Origin of the sequence: Streptomyces sp. NPDC058678 (assembly GCF_042714835.1) — a bacterium.
In the GTDB taxonomy this organism is placed as follows: domain Bacteria; phylum Actinomycetota; class Actinomycetes; order Streptomycetales; family Streptomycetaceae; genus Streptomyces.
Genome location: NZ_JBHXSG010000010.1, coordinates 35,248 through 55,023 on the forward strand (window position 1 = coordinate 35,248; position 19,776 = coordinate 55,023).

Below are 19,776 nucleotides of genomic sequence, written 5' to 3' on the forward strand. Positions count from 1 at the left end.
ATGAGCAAGACGACAACCGGCGCGCCGGCCGACGCGACCGCGGACGACCAGGACCTCGGCACCGCCGGATCCCAGCTGTCCACCGCGCCCAAAGAGGAGCTGCCCGACCTGCCCTCCCTGGGCGTCATCGGCTGGGCCCGCTGGTTCTGGCGGCAGCTCACCTCCATGCGGGTCGCGCTGCTGCTGCTCCTGCTGCTGTCGCTCGGCGCCATCCCCGGCTCGCTGATCCCGCAGTCCGGCACCGACGAGACGAAGGTCGCCGACTTCCGCAGCGCTAACCCCACCCTCGGCGACGTCTACGACAAGCTCGGCCTCTTCCACGTCTACAGCTCGGTGTGGTTCTCCGCGATCTACATCCTGCTGTTCGTCTCCCTCATCGGCTGCATCGTCCCGCGCACCTGGCAGTTCGTGGGCCAGCTGCGCGGCCGTCCGCCGGGTGCCCCCCGGCGCATGACCCGGCTGCCCGCCTACACCACCTGGCGCACCGGGGCCGAGCCCGAGCAGGTCCGCGAGGCCGCGCTCACCCTGCTGAAGAAGCGCCGCTTCCGCGCCCACCTCGCCGGGGACGCCGTCGCCGCCGAGAAGGGCTATCTGCGTGAGGTGGGCAACCTCGCCTTCCACATCGCCCTCATCGTGCTGCTCACCGCCTTCGCCTGGGGGCAGCTCTTCAAGATGGAGGGCAACAAGCTGGTCGTGGAGGGCGACGGGTTCTCCAACACCATCACGCAGTACGACGACTTCAAGTCCGGCAACCTCTTCAGCCAGGACGACCTGGACCCCTTCAGCTTCATCCTCGACGACTTCACGGGCACCTACGAGACGAGCGGCCCGAACAAGGGCACCCCGCGCACCTACCAGGCGACCCTCGACTACAGCGTCGGCGCCTACGGCAAGGACGAGAAGACCACCGTCAAGGTCAACGAGCCGCTGGAGATCGGCGACTCGAAGGTCTACCTCACCGCCCACGGCTACGCGCCCGTCATCACCGTCCGCGACGGCAAGGGCAACGTGGTCTACAGCCAGGCCGTCCCGCTCCTGCCGCTCGACTCCAACGTCACCTCCTCCGGTGCGATCAAGGTCATGGACGGTTACCGCAACGCCGAGGGCGAGAAGGAACAGCTCGGCTTCCAGGCCTTCTTCCTGCCCTCCTATGTGCCGGGCAACGAGGTGGCCTCGCAGTTCCCGGCGCTCACCAACCCGGTGCTGAACCTGGAGGCCTACCACGGTGACCTCGGCGTCGACGCGGGCATCCCGCAGAGCGTGTACCAGCTCGACAAGAGCCACCTGAAGGAGTTCAAGAACTCCAAGGGCGAGCAGCTCAGGGAGAACCTGAAGCCCGGCGAGACCATGAAGCTCCCGGGTGGCGCCGGCTCGGTCACCTACGAGGGCACCAAGGAGTGGGCCAACTTCCAGATCACCCGGCAGCCCGGCAGCGGCTGGGCGCTCGGTGGCGCGATCACCGCGATCTTCGGTCTGGCCGGCTCCCTGTTCATCCAGCGCCGCCGCGTGTGGGTGCGGGCCGTCAAGGGCGCCGACGGTGTCACCGTCGTCGAGATGGCCGGCCTCGGCCGCAGCGAGTCCGCCAAGGTGCCCGAGGAACTCGGCGACCTCGCCGGGGTCCTGTACGACCAGGCACCGGGCGCGCCCGAAGCAGAAGACTCCTCCGACGACACCCCCACCCCCGACCCCCAAGTCGTACCTGCCGAAAGGCCTGAGAAGTGACTCTCGCCGCCGCAACCGACCTCGCCGCCGCGACCAACGAAAGCCTCGCGAACCTCAGCAACACGCTGATCTACTCCGCGATGGCCGTCTACACCCTGGCCTTCTTCGCCTACATCACCGAATGGATCTTCGGCGGCCGCAGCAAGATCGGCCGCACCGCCGCCGCGCTCACCTCCCAAACGGAGGCGAAGGCACCGGAGGTCACCGTGCAGAAGGGCGGCTCGACCGCCGTGCTGGAGCGGCCGAAGGTGGTCGTGCGGGCCGCGGCCGGTGCGCGGGACGTGCCCGACGGGCCAGGCGCGCATGGTGGCGATGCGCAGGGTGACCTCTACGGGCGTATCGCGGTGTCCCTCACGGTGCTCGCGTTCCTCATCGAGCTGGGCGGGGTCGTCGCCCGCGCGGCCTCGGTGGAGCGGGCCCCCTGGGGCAACATGTACGAGTTCAACATCACCTTCTCGACGGTCGCCGTCGGCGTGTACCTCACGCTGCTCGCCCTCAAGAAGAACGTGCGCTGGCTCGGCCTGTTCCTGATCACGACGGTCCTCCTCGATCTCGGCATCGCCGTCACTGTCTTGTACACCGCCAGCGACCAGTTGGTTCCCGCCCTCCACTCGTACTGGCTGTACATCCACGTCTCGACCGCGATCCTGTGCGGCGCGGTCTTCTACGTGGGCGCCGTCAGCACGATCCTCTACCTGTTCAAGGACTCGTACGAGAACAAGCTGGCGAGCGGCGGCAAGCCCGGCCAGTTCGCCACCTCGTTCCTGGAGCGGCTGCCCGCCTCGGCGTCCCTGGACAAGTTCTCCTACCGCGTCAACGCGGCCGTCTTCCCGCTCTGGACGTTCACGATCATCGCGGGGGCCATCTGGGCGGGCGACGCCTGGGGCCGCTACTGGGGCTGGGACCCCAAGGAGACCTGGGCGTTCATCACCTGGGTCGCCTACGCCTGTTACCTGCACGCCCGCGCCACGGCCGGCTGGAAGGGCCGCAAGGCCGCCTACCTGGCGCTGATCGCGTTCGGCTGCTGGCTGTTCAACTACTACGGCGTCAACATCTTCGTGAGCGGCAAGCACTCCTACGCCGGGGTGTGACCGACTCCCTTACGGCGAAGGCCGGTTCCCTGTGACCTGCGTCACGGGAACCGGCCTTTTCGACGCGTACGCACGCTCCGTCTACAACCGTTCCGCCGCCGAGTCGCTGGGGCCTGCCTAGGACGGCGGCAGGCACTCCTTCGCCGGCGGCTTCCCCTCCGGCCAGGCGATCTTCACGAAGCGGTTGGTGCCCTGCGGGGTCACCTCCACCACCGGTACGGCCTTGTCGTACGGGTTGCCGTGCACGTCCAGGCAGATCCAGCCGCTCGCCCCGCTCACCTTCAGCGAGCCCTTGACCTGCGGCCACTGCAGGCCGACGTCGGCGAGCGGCGGGACCACCTTGCCGTCGGGGGTGGCCTCGCGGATGCCCTTGACGGCCAGCTGCATGGCGTCGTACGCGATGATCAGCTGGCCGTCCGACAGGGTGATCGGGCCGATCGGCCCGACCGGCTCGCGTTTGCCGCTCGCGAGCAGACCGTTCAGGACGCTCGCGCCCTGCGCCGACCCGCCCGTCTTCACCGGGTCCTTCGTCCAGGCGTCCGGGTGGGCGAGGGCGGTGTAGCGCACCGAGAGGTTGTGGGTGAGGGCGCTGCGGTCGAGGTCCTTGTCGCCGGTGAGGTAGGAGCCCTCGTCGCCGGTCAGCAGCGTGAATTTGCGGTCCTGGCAGCCGCGTCCGCCGAGCGCGTTGATGAACTGCCGCAGCTGGGTGTGGCGTCCGGCGAACAGGATCGTGTCGGTGTCCGGTGCCGTGTCGCACACGAGGTGGGTGATCTGGCGGAACGTGTTGGCGGTGGTGCCCTCCTTGCTGCGGTCGTCGGGCGGGGTGAAGGGCTGCGGCTCGTAGGGCGAGCCCTTGATGAGGTCGGCGAACGACTTCTGCAGCGTCGTCGTGTACGGGTCGCCCGGCTTGTCGTACACCAGCAGCGCGTTGCCCGCCGTCACCTTGGCGAAGGAGGCGAGCGCGCGGGCCTCGTCGGTGTTGGTGGGGGAGACCCGGGCCAGTCCGGGGAAGGGGTCGGTGCCGTCCTGACCGTTGGCGAGGTCGTCGGCGGTGATGGAGGAGCCGATCACCGGAATCCCGCGCCGCGTCAGCTCGGCGACGGCCTTCTTGTTGTTCTCGGTGCTCAGCCCGACCCCGGTCACCGCCCGCAGCCGGTCCGGCCCCTTGGTCATGCCCTCCAGCTGGTCGACCGTGTGCTCCCAGTGGGCGCCGGTCGCCCCGGGGTTGGCGAGCACCAGCCGGATCGCCGGGGTCTGCCCGGCCGACTTGTGGTTGGCCTGGTACTGCGCCAGATAGGCGCCCTGCAACTCGTGCAGCACGTCCCCGAGGTTGTCGGCGTCGGTCGCGGTGAAGGGCTCGAGCAGGGCGACCGTGACATAGCTGTCCGCCTTGAGCGACTCGTTCTCCCGGTGGATCGCCCTGACCGTCTCCCGGAGCTGGGGGCGGCCGAAGTAGTAGTCCGTCGCCGACACGCCCACGCACTCGTCGCTGCCCTCGGGCCGCACCACCCCGGCGGCGCAGGACCGGTCGTCGTGCGCGAGCACCCGGACACCGAGGACCAGGCCGGCCACCACCGCGGCGGCGACCAGCAGGGCGAGGTAGCGGCGCAGGGGGATCTCCCACACGCCCTCACGCAACCGTGTGCCGAAGCCCCTGCCCGAACCCCCGCCCGCACCGCTCCCCGCCATCACGCCTCCCCGTCCGCTTCGTCCTCGTCGTCCGGCACGCGCAACGCCCGCCCGGCGAGCGCGTCCTCGGGCCAGTCCCGCGAGGCCCGCCACAGGAGCGCGTTGCCCGCGGGGCGCAGGTTGGACAGCTGCTCCAGCTCGAACCGCAGCCGGTCGCACACCTTCGCGTCGGGCAGCGCGAGCGGGTCGGTCAGCTGCCACACGGCGTGCAGCAGCCGCCGTACCCGCAGGTGCAGTACGGCGTCCGCACCCTCCGGGACGACGTGCGCGGCGTCGGTGCGCCCGAGCGCGACCGCCGCCCGCCGGTCGTCCCGCCCGGCTCCGGCGAAGTCGTGGCCCTCGGCGTCGTGGGCGTGGAAGTAGGGCGCCGAGGCGATGAACCGCAGGGACCGCAGCCAGACGCGGATGTCCAGTACGGGGAAGGTGTCGCGCAGGTACGCCACCGCCGACTCGGCGTCACCGAGGGCGAGTTCGTGGTGCAGCCGGTAGCGGGCGCGGGCCGGATCGTCGTCGTCGGCCGAGTGCGCGTAGTACCGGATCAGCGTCTCGTGCGCCTGCCGCCACTGCCCGTGGTCCGGGTCCCGGTGGTGCAGCCGCAGCAACAGCAGGGTCCGTACGAAGGAGTCCCCGACGAACCTGCCCGGCACCTCCGGCAGCCCCTCCGCCACGAGCCGGGTCTCCAACGCCCGCACGTCCGCCGGGCCGAAGTCGTCCGGCAGGAGCGCCTCGGCGAGTGCGCAGGCCGAGGCGTGGTCGTGGGCGGCGGCCAGCACGGTCAGCTCGTCCAGCCGGTCGGCGGGCACCAGCCGGTCGAGGAGTTCGAGGTAGGTGGGCCGCCCGTCGCGGTCGTCGTCCAGCCGTACGTCCGCGGTCAGCAGCTCCCCGAGGGAGGCGGCACCCGGCAGGTTCTGCGCGGCGGAGTCGGCGAGCCGGACGATTCCCAGCGGGTTGCCGCCGGTCAGCCGGTGGGTGGCGTACGGCAGTCGGGGCGGCACCGGGGCCGCCGCGCAGGCGGCGCCCACCAGGTGCAGGGTGTCGTCCGGGCTGAGCGGCGGCAGCGCCACCAGCAGGGCCCGGGAGGACGGGGCCGCCGGGTCCGGCGTCCAGTCGCTGCGCCGCGCGACCTCCGCCAGGGTCCGCCGTACCGCGTTGCGCAGGACCGGGCGGTCGGTGCCGCGCAGGGCGCCGACGAACACGACCTGGTCGGCGATTCCCTCGGCACGGTCGCGCAGTATGGCGTCCGCGAGGCCGGGCCCGGGGGCTCGGTGCGCGTTGTCGATGAGCACGACCGGCCGCCCCAGCCGCTGCATCCGCGGCAGCATCCCCGCGTACGCGTCGGTCAGGTCGGCGAGCAGCGCCCGTACGAGATACCGCTCGGCGTGCTCCCGGGAGGTGCCGCCGGCCCGGAAGTGCCCGGACAGCAGGATCAGCCCGCGCCGGGCGTCGCGGCCCGCGTTCGGGTAGTCGCGCCACCAGGCGGAGGCCCGTTGCTGGCGCCGGTTGACGAAACTGTCGGAGAAGGACTCCAGGGTCGCCTCGATCGCCGACGCCACCAGCGGCCCGGTGCCGCTCACCGCCGCGACGACGTTGGCGGTGACCCGGCCCGCCATCCGCCCCGCGAACCCGGCGATCCACGACCCGCCCTCGTTCAGCAGCAGGATCCGCTCCACCTCGCGCCGGATCCGCTCGGAGTCGGCGTCGTCCCAGCCGCCCGCCGCGACCGCGACCAGCCCCGACATCAGCCGCGGGAACGTGATCCGCCCGGCCCCGGTCACCGGCTCGGCCAACTGCTCGGCCACGACCAGCAGCGCCTGCGACACCGGCGACCAGGCCTCAAGAGGCCGTCCGCCGGTCGGCCTCGCGAACTGGACGTCCTCGCAGTCGACCGACGCGACCGGCGTGTGCCCCCTGTACGCGTCCCGCAACTCGCCGAGCACCGCGCTCTTGCCGAGCCCGCGCCCGCCGGTCAGCAGCACGAAGGGCAGTTCCTTCGGATGCTCCACGGGAGTGGCCCGGTGCTGATGCGGACGCAGACCCACGAGCCGCGGAGCGAGACCTGCCGGATCGATGTCGAACAGCGCCCCGCGCCCGTGCAACGGTCTGCCCACCGCATCTCTCCCCCCAGAGACTCCAACCTCAGGGTAAAGAGAGGGAGTTGGTGCGGGCCAGACCCCGTGATGTCCGTTGTGTTACGAAACTCTCGATCGGTCAGTCCACGGTGATCGAGTCCAGCTTCGCCCGCAGGTACGTGTGCGAATCCACCGGCTCGTACGCCACCCGCCCCACCGGCGCCGGCAGCGACTCCACCAGGGTGCCCGGCGTGCACTCGCCGAAGTAGACGAGGGACATCAGCTCCTCGGCGGGCGCGTCGGCCGGCGGGGGCAGCACGCGGTGTCGTCCCGAACGCCAGCGGTCGCCGGTCCAACGGGCCAGCAGGTCACCGACGTTGATGGTGAAGGCATCCGGGTCGAAGGGCGCGTCCTCCCAGCCGACACCCCCGTCCGCAGGGTCCGTGTACACCTGCAGTCCGCCCTTGCCGGCCTGCCGGTCGAGGATCGTCACCGTCCCGAAGTCGGTGTGCGGGCCGATGCGGAACTGGCCCGGCTGCGGCTCCCCGACGACCTCCGTCCCCGGATACCAGTTGATGTTGAAGCCGTAGGTCGGATGGTCCATGTGCTTCGAGAAGAAGTCGGCGTCGAGCCCGAGCGCCTCGCCGAGCAGGGAGAGCAGCTCCTTCTCCAGGCCGGCCATCCGCGCCAGGTACTCCTCGCAGAGCTCCCGGAGTTCCGGCACCTCCGCGGGCCAGACGTTGGGCGCCGCCCACTCCGCGTCGACCACGGGGTCCTCGAAGTGCTCGTGCGTCGCGAACGTCAGCGACTCCTTCAGGTCCGGCGGGGTCTGCGTACCCTCCGAATAGCCGTTGGCCTCCGCGCCCGGCCCGAGCCAGCCGCGCCCGCCGACCTTCGCCGCGTACGGCTGCTTCACGCCGACGGGCATCCGGAAGAACGCCCGCGCGGCCTCCCGGATCCCGGACCGCAGGGCCGGGTCCACGCCGTGCCCGGCGACCAGCAGGAATCCGGCGGTCTGGAGGGCCTCGTCGACGGTGCGGGCGATCTCGGCGCGGGTGTCCGGGTCGCCGGACAGCCAGGGGCGCAGATCGATCGTGGGAATGCGGGGCTCACTCACCGATGTCCTCGTTCCACAGTGCCGGGTTGTTCTTGATGAAGTCGCGCATCATCTCGACGCACTCGGCGTCGTCGAGGAGCACGATCTCCACGCCGTGCTCCGCCAGCCAGTCGTGGCCGCCGTGGAAGGTGGCCGCCTCGCCGACGACGACCCGTGAGATGCCGAACTGGCGGACCAGGCCGGAGCAGTACCAGCACGGGGAGAGGGTGGTCACCATCGTCGTACCGCGGTACGACCGCTGCCGTCCCGCGTTCCGGAAGGCGGCCGTCTCCGCGTGCGTCGAGGGGTCGTCGTCCTGGACGCGGCGGTTGTGGCCGCGGCCGAGGAGGGTGCCGTCGGTGCCGTAGAGGGCGGCGCCGATCGGGATGCCGCCCTCGGCGAGCCCGGCGCGGGCCTCCGCGACGGCGGTGGCGAGCCAGGTGCGGGCCGTCGCCTGATCCATAGGGTCCATGGCTTCACTCTCCTGTGGCGGAAACACGAGGGCAACGTGCGGAAAGTACTCTCCGGGCATCCCGCAGCCGGACGAACTGTCAGTGCCCTGGAGGTTCCCGTGCCCGCACTCACCCTCCGTGAAGTCCTGGAGCTGGACCCCGTCCGCGCCGCCGAGCCCGAGCTGCTGGCGGGTGAGGGCGCCCTGGACCGCCCGGTGCGCTGGGTGCACTCCAGCGAGGTGTACGAGGGCGCGAACTTCCTGGACGGCGGGGAGCTGCTGCTGACGAACGGCTTCGGGCTGATGGACGCGGACGAGGAGGTCCGGCGGCGGTACGTGCGCGAGCTGGCGGCCCGGGACGCGGCCGGGCTCGCGGTGGAGGTGGGGCGGTCGCTGCCGTCGATGCCGGCCGAGGTGACCGACGAGGCCCGCCGAGTGGGGCTGCCGCTGCTGGCCCTGCACCGGGTCGTGCCCTTCGTACGGATCACGGAGGCCGCCAACCGGGCGATCGTGGCGCGCGGACTGTCCGGGCGGTCGGTGGTACGGCCGTGGGGCGACGACCATACGGCGGCCCTGCTGGCTGACCTGGCCGACCGGGCGGCACTGAACCAGCCCGAGGTGGAGGCGCGGGCGGCGCTGGCGGGATTCCACCCGGGCCCGGGGGCGCGCCTGCTGGGGGTGTCCCTGCACGGCACGCGGGACGTGAGCACGGTGGACCGTGCGGTACGGCTGCTCGGCGGGGCGGGGGTGCTCCGGGCGGCGTTCCCGGGGGACGTGCTGGCGTTGCTGTCGCTGCCCGGCTCGCGGGCCGGCGACCCCGTACGGGCCGTCCAGGACGCCTTCCGCACGGCCGCCGAGCCCGGCCTGACCGTCGCGGTCGGGCACGCCGTCGCCGCCGGCGGAGGCTGGCTGCGCTGGAGCGACACGCTGCGTGCGGCTCGTACGACGCTGGAGCTGGCACTGACCGTGCCGGCCGCCGAACCGGGCGTACCGGACGGCGTGCTGGTCACGTCCTCGCGCGCCCTCGCCCTGGAACGGGAACTGACCCGGGGCGGTGTGGACGCCAACCGGGAGCGGCTCGCCGGACTGGTCCAGCACGCCCTGGGCCCGCTGCTGGCCTGGGAGGCGGCCCACCCCAGCGACCTCGTCCGCACCCTGGAGGTCCACCTCCGCCACGGCTGCTCGCCCACGCGCACGGCCGCGCTGCTCCACATCGGCCGGCAGTCCCTCTACCAGCGCCTGGAGCGGATCGAGTCCCTCCTCGGCCTGGAGATCGGCGACCCGGACCTGCTGGGTGAGCTGCTGACGGCGGCGTGTGCGCACCGGGTGGTGCGGGGGATGAGCCCGGCGGTGGCGGGCGGGCTGCGGACGGTGGCCTAGGGACTGTGCCGAGTTGAGATCACGGGTTTGGCTGTTTCGCTGTCCCGGCTGGGCCGGGACAGTGGACAGGCCGGCTGACCCGGGGTGATCTCACGGACGACGAGTGGGCTGTGCCGAACCGCTGCTGCCGCTGGGCGAACGCGGTCCCATTCCCGACCTCGGCCGGGTGGGCGTGAACTCCACCGTGGCCCGGGCCCACCGCCACGCCGCCGGGACGACGGTCGTTGCAGAGCTGCTCGAAGCCCTGGACTGCCGGGAGCTGACGGGAGTTGGGCGCTGCACGTGTGCGCAGCGCGCGGACAAGGTCTCCGCGGAGTTCTTCCTGATTGATCCACCTTTTCTCTCTCGTTTTGGAAAAGACCTCGGCATAACCGATGGAACTCGCTTTGCTTCATCATTGTCGGCGATGCGCAGACAAAATGACATAAAGAGAACAATCTTAACCCTTTCGGGTTGGTGCCCCGTGTGACGCTCTTTGGTGGGTCGTGGCAATCCCCTGGGTTGTTTTTGGAGATCGTTCCAGACCTTCACGGGTGTGCTCGCCGCCCCCTGTTACGTTCAGCGCCGCCCGCGGTCACAGCACCTTCACCAGCAGCGCACATCTTGCTCGGCAGGGCGCCGCGGGAGGCAGAACGCAGCACACAGCCCGGTCGATCTGACGGCCGGGAGGGGGAGGGGAACGATCCGATGAAGCGCATACCGGTGCGCGTGAAGGCTTCCGCAGCAGTGTTCGCCGCCACGGCGGCCCTGCTTGTCACCGCCTCGCCCGCCCATGCCGGGACGTTCAACGTCACGTCCAACTGCGATGTCCCGTGGGTCAGTTGCTCGAACGAGCCTGAGCTCTGGGAACTGTACAACTCGAAGGCCTACTCGGTCTCGGGCGGCAGCTACACCACGAGCTGGGCCGAGTTCTGGGGCGACGTCTACGACTACTACGGCACCAGCGAATACCAGGGCTCGACCCTGGAGACCTACCGTTACGCCTTCAACGGCAACGGCTCGGGCGCCGGACAGTACGTCAAGAACAACGCCGGTTCGGCACAGAACTGCTCCGAAGTGAACAACTACCGGGTGTACTACAACTCCGACTACGCCGGACACTCCCAGTACTTCGGTCACCGCGACGCATACGCCGACTGCACCTGGTACGACCTCGATTCCACGCTGAAGAACAACGAGGCCTCCCAGCACTTCGCCTGAGATCACCGCAGCTCGAAAGGTACGCGTCCGATGACCATCCGTAAGGCCGCCGCGTCGATAGCCGGCGCCGTCACCACCGCAGTCCTGGTCACCTCCTGTTCCGCCGGGGGATCCGGCTCCACGGGCAGCGATCCGCAGACCAAGGCGGTCGCCGACGCCGCGTCCAGCGTGGACAGGAGCACGTGGCCGCAGGCCACCCCCACCGCCGGTCTCGCCAAGGGGCTCTCGCTGCCCCTGGAGGCCTACATGGAGACTTACCAGGACACCGTCAGCATCGACAATGCCGAGCGGCACCTGGAAACCCAGTGCATGGCCGACTACGGCTTCGATGTCACCTTCCCGCCGGCCGGGCAGACCCCGCCGCCGAATGCTGACGATTCCAACATGCTTCGCCGCTACGGCATCACCGACCGTGCCATGGCCGAAAAGTACGGCTACGGACTGCCCGACAGCATTCAGCACCAAGAGGGCACCAAGATGCCCAAGCTGACCACGGCGCAGGTCGAAGTCCTCACCGGCCGCACCAGCATCCGTCACAGCCCCACCGGCCCGGCCCCCGAGCGGGCCCCCTCCACCTACCAGGGCAAACAGATCCACAAGGACGGCTGCGCCGGCTGGGCAGACGACCAACTCGGCACCCGCACCATGGACTTCTCGCTGGTCTCCCGGCTCGACGGAGACAGCCTCACACAGTCCCAGCAGACCCCCGCCGTGCAGAACGCCATCGCCGCCTGGTCGACGTGCATGAGCGGCAAGGGCTACACCGTCGACACCCCTTACCACGCCGACGCGATCGTCCCCCACACCGACGGCAGCCCCTCCAAGGCCGAAATCGCCGTCGCTCTCGCCGACATCGACTGCAAGAAGAGCAGCGACCTCGTCCGGATCTGGTTCACCGAGGACTCCAAGATCCAAAAGCAGCAGATCAAGGACCACCAGAGCGAACTCAACGCCCTGCGTACGCGCCGTACCAATGGTGTCAGCGCCGCGCAGAAGGCGCTGAAGGGCTGAGCGATGCCACGCCTGGGACGCGTCCTGGCCGGGGCCGCCGTAGCCGCCGCACTCGTCGGTGCAGTCGTCTACGGTGGCATCCGCCTCGCGGACAGCGCCAACCACGATCTCGCTGCCCCGCCGTCCACTCCAAGCCCGAGCAGCACCTGGCTGCCGGCGCCGTACGGCACACTCAGCCCCTCGCAGTACCACTACGGCGAAGCTGTCGCGCGGGCCGCGGGCAGGGACGTGGTCGCGTATGTGCCGCAGCATCATGCGCACGGCGTGCTGACCGTGCCCTTCACCATCACCAACCACGGCAGCGAGCCGTACGACTACGAGATCACGGTGACCCTCACAGGGGCGATCGATGCCGGGATACCTCAAAGCGCCGACCTCTCCAGTGACGGGATGCTGCCCCCGAACGCCACGATGAGCACGAAGATCAACTTCGAAAGCCGTGACGACGTTCCCGTCCAGGACATCGACGTCCGCATCAGCAACGTGGAGAAACGCCGGGTAGGTGACCACTCGTCATAGACGAGACGCGCCCGCCGCCCCGCGGGAATGCCCAGCTCCACACCCATCGGTGCCTCCGCCCAAGTGGCCGCCGCTTCCTTTCCTCGCGCTGCGCCCCCCACCACCCCCGATCCCAGGATGCTGCGTGCCTCCGGCACCTCGGACCTGAACCAACTCTTCTACCGGCCGCGAGTCCGTGAGACGTACAGCCACCTAGGAGGACCATGTTCCACCGCAGAAGACGCTCCCGGCGGCTCGGCAGGGCCGCTGTCAGGGGATGGCCGACGCTGGGTGTGTCAGGGGTGATGCTGCTCGCGGGTGCCCTCCTGGCGGGCAGCGTGTCCCCAGCGGCCGCCGCCGGCCGGGACGCGGCCGGCACGTCGTCCAAGCCGCTGTCGCTCTCGTCGTCGCCCAAGGACGCCGCGGGCCCCGCGGCCGATGTGATGGTCAACGGCTGGGGCGACGGGGCGGGTTACCACCTGGGCCTCGCCACCGGTGCCGACGGCTACACCTGGCGCGAGCTGGCGGTGCTGCGCCCGGCGGGCATCGACGACGCGTCATGGACCGGCTATCAGTGCGTGTCCGGTGACGGCAGGTACGCGGCCGTCGCGATCCTGCCCGCCGGTTCGGTGAACCTGGCCGCGGCCCGCGACCACGGCGCGTTCGCCTACACCGTGAACCTGCGCAGTGGTGCCGTGAAGCCGGTGGCGGCGGGCGTCGCTCTGAAGTACCACTCGCCGGGCTGCGGCCTCGGGGACACGGCCGAGTTCGTTGTCGACCCGGGCGAGAACCAGCGCCGTACGCAGGTGCTGACGGCCGACATGCCGTCGGGGAAGGTGCGGCACAGCGTGACCGTCGACGGACAGGTCACGAGCGTCGTGCCCACCGCGGACGGGCCGGTCGGTGTGCAGGGCGGTTCCTTGGTGCGGCTGCCCTCCGCGAGCAGGGGCACGGCGATCGCTCGGCCCACCCGGTTGGCCGCGGTCGACGGAATGGCGTACGACCTGCGCCCAGCGGCCGGCGGCGGCGTCGACTTCGCGGTGCAGCGCGGCACCGGCAAGTCGTCACTGATCCTTCGTGAGCGGTCCGGGAAACTGTCCGAGCTGGGCGAAGGCAAGCACGCCGAACTGCGGCTGCTCCAGGGCCGCTCCGGGCACGCACTCGCGATCGGCGCGACCAGGACCGCCGTCAACTCCGGTGTCCGCAAGGTCGCCACGCACGCGCTGCCCAACGGCGCCACCGGCGTCGTGGGTGCCTCGCTGGACGGCGGGGCCGTGATGGGCCTGGGGAGCAAGACCCAGCAGTCCGCGCCACTGATCCTGGCGACCCGGAGCGGGAAGCTCCTGAAGAGGTCCGCGCCGGGGACGTCCCGGCGGCCTTCGACCGCACTGCCCAAGTCGGCACCGGCGGCGAGCGCCGGCTCGTCCGTCACCTCGTCCGCGTACCGCACCGGCCCGACGGCACCGGGGCCCACGACGGCGACCGCGGCCGTCGCCTCCGCCGAGAGCGCCTCGGCCACCACCACGTCGGCCCGGTACGCCACGGCCACCTCGGCCACGGAGACCAGCGCCACCGGCCCGGTGGCGAACGCGACCACCGCCGCCGCCACGGCTCCGAAGTGTTCCGTCGGGCGCAACGAGGAGAACCGTCAGGTCATGCAGCCGGGCACCGCCCAGGTGACCTGGGCCGTGCAGATGGCCGAGCAGGGGCTGCTCACGGGCTCCGCGTACCAGCGCCCCTCGAACTACGCGAACCTGGGCCTGGCCGCCTACTCGCCCAATGACGACTTCTCCCGGGTCTCGCTGGAACACCCGTCGAGTGACACCTGGAACACGGTGCCCCGGTCGGTGTACCAGGCCATCGTGGCGCAGGAGAGCAACTACAGCCAGGCGTCCTGGCACTCGCTGCCCGGCATCCCCGGCAACCCGCTGATCGCCGACTACTACGGGGCCGGCGGGTCCATCAGCACGATGGACTACTCCAAGGCCGACTGCGGCTACGGCCTGGGCCAGGTGACCTCGGGCATGGCCAACGGCGACACCACGTACTCGACGCACGGCCAGTGGAAGATCGCCGTGGACTACCAGGAGAACGTCTCGGCCGGTCTGCAGATCCTGGAGCGCACCTGGAACCAGCTCTACGACGCCGGTATCACCGTCAACGGCGGCGACCCGAAGTATCTGGAGAACTGGTACTTCGCCGCGTGGGCGTACAACTCCGGCATCCAGCCGACCGCCGCGTTCGGCAACACCACCGGCTGCACTCCCGGCCCCAACTGCACCGGCCCGGACGGCACCTGGGGTCTTGGGTGGGCCAACAACCCGCGCAACCCCGACTATCCGCCCACCCGCGCCCCGTATCTGCGCGACTCGTACTCGGACGCCTCGCACCCGGCGAGCTGGCCGTACCAGGAACGCATCATGGGCTGGATGGGCCAGCCGATCCTGCGGTTCGACGAGCCGGCGTACACCAAGCCGGACTACCACGGCGGCAAGAGCTGGCTGCAGATCCCGCCGGTCGACGCCTTCTGCACCAGTGCCAACCAGTGCGACCCGACGGGCAACCAGGACTCCGACTACTGCTCGCTGTCGGACAGCGAGTGCTGGTGGCACCAGCCCGTCACCTTCATCTCCGACTGCTCCACGACCTGCGCCACCAGCAGCTACACGGCAAGCGCCGGCTCGAGCGAGCCCGCGGTGGTCAAGCCCCACCCGCACCCGCCGTCCTGCTCGCTGGACACCACCCACGTGCACGACGAAGGCCACGGCTCGCCGATCATCGTGGACGAGTCACAGAGCCAGCCACCGCTGAACCTGGTCGGCTGCGGATCGTCCAACTGGTCACAGGGCGGCACCTTCAGCTACTCACCCGGCACCAACAGCGCCGGTGACCCGATCGGCTCGCTCGACACGCACCAGCTCGGCGTCGGCTTCGGCGGCCACATCCTGTTCACGCACACCGAGGACGGCTCCGATCCGGACGAGATCAACACCGGTACCTGGACGCCGAGCCTGCCGAAGCTGCAGTACTACAAGATCAAGCTGCACTTCCCGTCCACCGCGGCCAGTGCCACCAACGTCGTCTACACCATCAATCCCGGTGGCGGCGCCAGCCCTTGGAAGATCCGGGTGAACCAGGACTGGGGCTCCGAGGAATGGGTCACCATCGGCACCTTCGCCATGGAGAACGGCGCCACCGTCAAACTCACCAACAAGAGCGACATCACAGGCTCCGGCAACATCAACTACGCGGACTACGACGTCGCGTACGACTCGGTCGCCTTCATCCCCGAGGGCGGCACACCGGGCCAGCCGATCGGCGGTCCGCCCGGCGTCAAGGACGCCCCCAAGGGCAGCAACCCGGCCTGGGTGCAGTGCGGTTGCGTCCGACGCACCGCGGGCGACCCGGTCGACACCAGCACCGGCTACTTCGGGGAGACCTTCACGGACCTGTCGACGCCCGGCCGCGGCATGCCGCTGGACTTCACACGGACCTACGCCTCGGCGCTGGCCAGCCCCGACGGCCCGAACGCCACGCTCGCCGAGAACGGCCCCTTCGGCTGGGGCTGGACCTACTCGTACAACCTCAGCGCGGCCACCGACAGCACCAGCGGTGATGTCACCATCAAGCAGGAGGACGGCTCCCAGGTCACCTTCACCGACGCCTCCGGCACATACACCCCGAGCGCCCCGCGCTACGACGCGACGCTGACCAAGTCCGGCTCCGACTACACGTTCACCCGCAAGTCCAAGGAGATCTTCACCTTCGACACCGCGACCGGCCACCTGGTCTCGGAGACGGATCTCATCGGCAGCAAGGCCACTCCGCCGTACACCACGACCCTGGCCTACGACGGCGACGGGAACCTGCACACCATCACCGACCCGGGCGGCCGCGTCTACACGCTGACCTGGACCGGCAGCCACATCACCGCCCTGACCGACACGGCCGGCCGCAAGGTCACCTACAGCTACGACACGGACGGCGACCTCACCGACGTCTACGGCGTCGGCACCACCCGCTCGCCGAGTCTTCAGGACGACGACCACTACCAGTACACCTACTACACGTCGTCACACCTGATGAAGACGATGCGCAAGCCGGTCCAGTACGGCAGCGGCGCCTCGCCGACCCCGGTGACGTCCATGACGTACGACTCCTCCGAACGTGTGCTGTCCCAGACCGACGCGACGGGCAAGGCCACCACCTTCGCCTACGGTCCGAACCTGGACACGGGCCTGACCGAGGGGCAGACCCTGGTCACCGACCCGTCCGGCAACAAGACCCTGGACACCTACGCCGACGGCATGCTCCAGTCCGAGACCCGCGGCTACGGCACGCAGGACGCCGGAACCTGGTCCTACACCTACGACCCGATCAGCCTCGGCATCACCTCCATCAGCGACCCCGACGGCAACCTGCAGACCTTCGCCTACGACGACCACGGCAACGAGATCTCGGACAGTGACGCCCGCGGCTTCACCACCACCCACGTCTACGACGACAACGACAACCTGATCACCACCGTCGACCCGTCCGGCCTGCGCACCGACTACACCTACGACGAGGCCGACCACATCGCCGCCTCCGGCAGCGGATTCGGACTGCTCACCAGCACCACGCAGCAGCCCGCCGACGGCAGCGCGACGGCACGCACCACCGCCACCTACTACGACGACACCGCCCACCCGGGCGACGCCAACCGCACCGTCGACGCCCGCGGCAACACCACCAGGGCGACCTACGACGACGCCGGCGACGTCACCAGCAGCACCGACCCGGAAGGTGACAAGACCCAGTACGGCTATGACACCGACCGGGGCCTGCTGACCTCCCAGATCTCCCCGGCCGGCACCGCCGCGGGCACCACACCCGGCTGCACTCCCCCCGCCAAGGGCTGCACCACCTACGTCTACGACGCGTGGGGCAACCGCACCAGGACGACCGATCCGCTCGGACACACGACCGAGGCGACCTACGACGCCAACGGCAACCAGACCTCCACCACGGACGCCAACGACAAGAAGACCGTCTACGGCTACGACGCCGCCGACCGGAACACCACCGTCACCCGGCCCGACAGCACTGTCCTGAGAACCGCCTACAACGACGACGGCACCATCGCGAAGACCACCGACGCGGCCGGCGCCGCCACCTCGTACGGCTACGACGCCCAAGGCCGTCGCACCAGCCGGACCGACCCGGATCAGCAGACCACCACGTCGAAGTACGACGCGGCCGGGAACCTGACGACGGTCACCGATCCTCAGGACCGCACCACCACCTACACCTACGACCCGGCCGACAACGTCACCGGCATCGACTACTCCGACCCCGGCACCCCCGACGTCACCGCCATCGACTACGACCCCGCGGGTCACCGCACCCTGATGGCCGACGGCACCGGCACCAGCACGTGGACCTACGACGCTTTCGGCGACCTGACCGCCCAGACCGACGGCGCGGGCAACAGTGTCGGCTACGGCTACGACGCCGGAGGCAACACCACATCCCTCACCTACCCGGGCTCGACCGGGCACACGGTCACCCGCACCTACGACAAAGCCGACCGGCTCACCGGCGTCCAGGACGGGAACGGCAGGACCACGACCTTCGGCTACACCGCCGACAGCGCGTGGAACTCCACCACGTACCCCAACGGCACCACTGCGACGACCGGCTACGACGACGCCGGACGGGCGAAATCCGACACCCTCACCAAGGGCACGACCACACTCGCCTCGCTCACGTACACCCGTGACGACGCGGGCCAGCTCAACGGGCAGACCCCCGCCGGGGTCCCCGGCAACGCGCAGGCGTACGAGTACACGGACCGCGAACAGCTGAAGTCGGCGACCGCCGGCTCAAGCGTCACGTCGTTCGCCTACGACGACGCCGGCAACCCGGTGCAGGTCGGCACCAGCGGGCAGGCGTTCGACGCTGCGAACCGGCTGTGCTGGTCCACCACCGGCACCATGCCCACCGACGCGGACTGCGCCACCACACCCAGTGGCGCCACCACCTACACCTACGACGACCAGGGCAACCGCACCCGAACCACGGACGCGAGCAGCACCACCACCTACACCTACGACCAGGCCGACCGGCTCAGCACAGCGAGCTCCGCTTCGGACAACGCCACCTACACCTACGACGGTGACGGCCTGCGCGCCACCAAGACAACTGACGGCACCACGGCGTCCTTCACCTGGGAGGCGGGGGATGCCCCCAACCTGCTCTCCGACGGTACCGACGACTACGTCTACGGACCCGCCGGCACACCCGTCGAGCAGATCGCCTCTGGCGGCACCCAGTGGTACTTCCACGACCAGCTGGGCTCCACCCGGGCACTCACCGACAGTAGCGGTGCAGTCGACTGCACCTACGACTACACCCCGTACGGAGCGGTCCTCGGCCACACCGGAACCGCCGCGACCCCCCTGCAGTACACCGGCCAGTACACGGACACGGAGACCGGACTCGTCTACCTCCGCGCACGCTACTACGACCCGGCCACGGCCCAGTTCCTCACCGTGGACCCGGCGATCGAGAGCACCCTGGAGGCATACACCTACGTCGTCGGCAACCCGCTCAACCTGATCGACCCCACCGGCCTGTGCTGGTCCGGCTTCGGCGCGGTGTGCAAAGCGGCCTCGGCGACGGATCATTTCATCCACAAGCACGCTGCCGTCATCTCGCACGTCAACGCGATCGCGACCGTGGTCACCGCGGTGGCCGGAACCGTCGGAGCGGCCTGCACCATCCTCAGCGCAGGCGTCTGCGCACCGATCGCCGCCGCCGTGTTCTGGACGGCGCTGACGGTGACCACGGTCACCCAGGCCGCGCTCACCGTGGACAAGTGCCACTACGGTTCGGGGTGGGACTGCACCGAGTCCTCGCTCTACCTCGGAGCCGACCTGGCGACGGTGGGCGGCACAAGCTGGGCGACGGGGAAGCTCCCGGGAATGCGCTCCGCGCCCATCGACCCGCTGATCAGCAACCTGCGGAAGATCTGCGGGGGGTGAGCATGCGAGAGAGTGAGGAAGGCTCGTTGTCACCGAGGGAGCGCCTTGAACCGGACCTGGTCGTCCGGCCCGCCCTGCGATTCGGCCTGCTGCTGGTCGTACCCGGCCTGCTGCTCGTGCTGCCCAGGGTGGCTTTCAGTCACAGTCTCGAAGGCCGGTTGCTGTGGGGCGGCCTGACTGCCGCGATGCTTGCGGTACCGCTGCTGACCCGGCTCATGCAGATCAGGCTGGACCAGGAGGGCGTTGCCGTGCGCTTCCGCGGCCGTACGTCGCGGATCCCCTGGACCGAGCTCGCCTCGGTCTCGGTCACCGCCCGCAGCACAGGACAGTCGAGGAGCGCCGGCCTGCTCGTGCTGGAAGGCAACAAGGGGCAGCGGACGGAGATGCCGCTGCTGCTGGTCCGCCTGTCCGACCGGCAACGGCTGCTGTCCGCCCTGGAGCAACGGACGGCACCGGGCACGCTCCGCAGGGACCTGTAGCGGAGCCGCGGGAGCGCAGGGAGCGGAGGTAGGTGCGTCACCTCCGCTCCCTCGGAGGCGCAGCG

13 protein-coding genes are annotated in these 19,776 nt (G+C 70.1%); 9 read left to right on the forward strand and 4 right to left on the reverse strand.

The window, feature by feature from the left end; translation table 11 throughout:
* Together ACFWWR_RS12395 and ccsB are read left to right on the forward strand one after the other, a co-directional pair.
* A complete protein-coding gene (locus ACFWWR_RS12395) occupies positions 1 to 1,722 on the forward strand; it encodes a cytochrome c biogenesis protein ResB (protein WP_383874809.1) in 1,722 nt (573 codons plus the stop codon).
* The gene (ccsB, locus tag ACFWWR_RS12400) at positions 1,719 to 2,813 is read left to right on the forward strand and encodes a c-type cytochrome biogenesis protein CcsB (protein WP_383874807.1); all 1,095 of its coding nucleotides are present in this window, start codon (positions 1,719 to 1,721) and stop codon (positions 2,811 to 2,813) included. The genes ACFWWR_RS12395 and ccsB overlap by 4 nt, the downstream gene beginning before the upstream one ends.
* Positions 2,814 to 2,930: 117 nt before the next feature.
* On the opposite strand, the gene ACFWWR_RS12405 is transcribed toward ccsB, so the two are convergent.
* The 4 genes from ACFWWR_RS12405 to ACFWWR_RS12420 all read right to left on the reverse strand — a co-directional run bounded on the left by ACFWWR_RS12405 (position 2,931) and on the right by ACFWWR_RS12420 (position 8,139).
* A complete protein-coding gene (locus tag ACFWWR_RS12405) occupies positions 2,931 to 4,502 on the reverse strand; it encodes a hypothetical protein (RefSeq protein ID WP_383874806.1) in 1,572 nt (523 codons plus the stop codon).
* The gene (locus ACFWWR_RS12410) at positions 4,502 to 6,610 is read right to left on the reverse strand and encodes a hypothetical protein (protein WP_383874805.1); all 2,109 of its coding nucleotides are present in this window, start codon (positions 6,608 to 6,610) and stop codon (positions 4,502 to 4,504) included. Before ACFWWR_RS12410 ends, ACFWWR_RS12405 begins: the two co-directional genes overlap by 1 nt.
* Positions 6,611 to 6,710: 100 nt before the next feature.
* Positions 6,711 to 7,688, reverse strand: coding sequence for an isopenicillin N synthase family dioxygenase (locus ACFWWR_RS12415; protein WP_384303125.1), 978 nt, complete (start codon positions 7,686 to 7,688; stop codon positions 6,711 to 6,713).
* A complete protein-coding gene (locus ACFWWR_RS12420) occupies positions 7,681 to 8,139 on the reverse strand; it encodes a nucleoside deaminase (RefSeq protein WP_383874802.1) in 459 nt (152 codons plus the stop codon). Before ACFWWR_RS12420 ends, ACFWWR_RS12415 begins: the two co-directional genes overlap by 8 nt.
* Before the next feature lie 99 nt (positions 8,140 to 8,238).
* Between ACFWWR_RS12420 and ACFWWR_RS12425 the strand changes: the two genes are divergently transcribed.
* The 7 genes from ACFWWR_RS12425 to ACFWWR_RS12455 all read left to right on the forward strand — a co-directional run bounded on the left by ACFWWR_RS12425 (position 8,239) and on the right by ACFWWR_RS12455 (position 19,711).
* A complete protein-coding gene (locus ACFWWR_RS12425) occupies positions 8,239 to 9,498 on the forward strand; it encodes a PucR family transcriptional regulator (protein WP_384303127.1) in 1,260 nt (419 codons plus the stop codon).
* A gap of 103 nt (positions 9,499 to 9,601) precedes the next feature.
* Positions 9,602 to 9,967: a hypothetical protein gene (locus ACFWWR_RS12430; RefSeq protein WP_384303129.1), complete on the forward strand. Its 366-nt coding sequence runs from the start codon at positions 9,602 to 9,604 to the stop codon at positions 9,965 to 9,967.
* A gap of 218 nt (positions 9,968 to 10,185) precedes the next feature.
* Positions 10,186 to 10,698: a hypothetical protein gene (locus tag ACFWWR_RS12435; RefSeq protein ID WP_383867784.1), complete on the forward strand. Its 513-nt coding sequence runs from the start codon at positions 10,186 to 10,188 to the stop codon at positions 10,696 to 10,698.
* A gap of 30 nt (positions 10,699 to 10,728) precedes the next feature.
* A complete protein-coding gene (locus tag ACFWWR_RS12440) occupies positions 10,729 to 11,709 on the forward strand; it encodes a hypothetical protein (protein ID WP_384303131.1) in 981 nt (326 codons plus the stop codon).
* Between the two features lie 3 nt (positions 11,710 to 11,712).
* Positions 11,713 to 12,228, forward strand: coding sequence for a hypothetical protein (locus ACFWWR_RS12445; protein WP_384303133.1), 516 nt, complete (start codon positions 11,713 to 11,715; stop codon positions 12,226 to 12,228).
* A 203-nt stretch (positions 12,229 to 12,431) separates the two neighbouring features.
* On the forward strand, positions 12,432 to 19,232 hold the full coding sequence (locus tag ACFWWR_RS12450; protein ID WP_384303135.1) for an RHS repeat-associated core domain-containing protein: 6,801 nt from the start codon (positions 12,432 to 12,434) through the stop codon (positions 19,230 to 19,232).
* A 2-nt stretch (positions 19,233 to 19,234) separates the two neighbouring features.
* Positions 19,235 to 19,711, forward strand: coding sequence for a hypothetical protein (locus ACFWWR_RS12455; RefSeq protein WP_384303137.1), 477 nt, complete (start codon positions 19,235 to 19,237; stop codon positions 19,709 to 19,711).
* Positions 19,712 to 19,776: the final 65 nt, after the last annotated feature.

What these genes read in the sequence shown, in the direction of transcription:
- ACFWWR_RS12405 (WP_383874806.1), bottom strand. Translation starts at nt 4,502, where the DNA reads ATGGCGGGGAGCGGTGCGGGCGGGGGTTCGGGCAGGGGCTTCGGCACA.
- ACFWWR_RS12435 (WP_383867784.1), top strand. Translation starts at nt 10,186, where the DNA reads ATGAAGCGCATACCGGTGCGCGTGAAGGCTTCCGCAGCAGTGTTCGCC.
- ACFWWR_RS12450 (WP_384303135.1), top strand. Translation starts at nt 12,432, where the DNA reads ATGTTCCACCGCAGAAGACGCTCCCGGCGGCTCGGCAGGGCCGCTGTC.
- ACFWWR_RS12455 (WP_384303137.1), top strand. Translation starts at nt 19,235, where the DNA reads ATGCGAGAGAGTGAGGAAGGCTCGTTGTCACCGAGGGAGCGCCTTGAA.
- ACFWWR_RS12395 (WP_383874809.1), top strand. Translation starts at nt 1, where the DNA reads ATGAGCAAGACGACAACCGGCGCGCCGGCCGACGCGACCGCGGACGAC.
- ACFWWR_RS12440 (WP_384303131.1), top strand. Translation starts at nt 10,729, where the DNA reads ATGACCATCCGTAAGGCCGCCGCGTCGATAGCCGGCGCCGTCACCACC.
- ACFWWR_RS12420 (WP_383874802.1), bottom strand. Translation starts at nt 8,139, where the DNA reads ATGGACCCTATGGATCAGGCGACGGCCCGCACCTGGCTCGCCACCGCC.
- ACFWWR_RS12445 (WP_384303133.1), top strand. Translation starts at nt 11,713, where the DNA reads ATGCCACGCCTGGGACGCGTCCTGGCCGGGGCCGCCGTAGCCGCCGCA.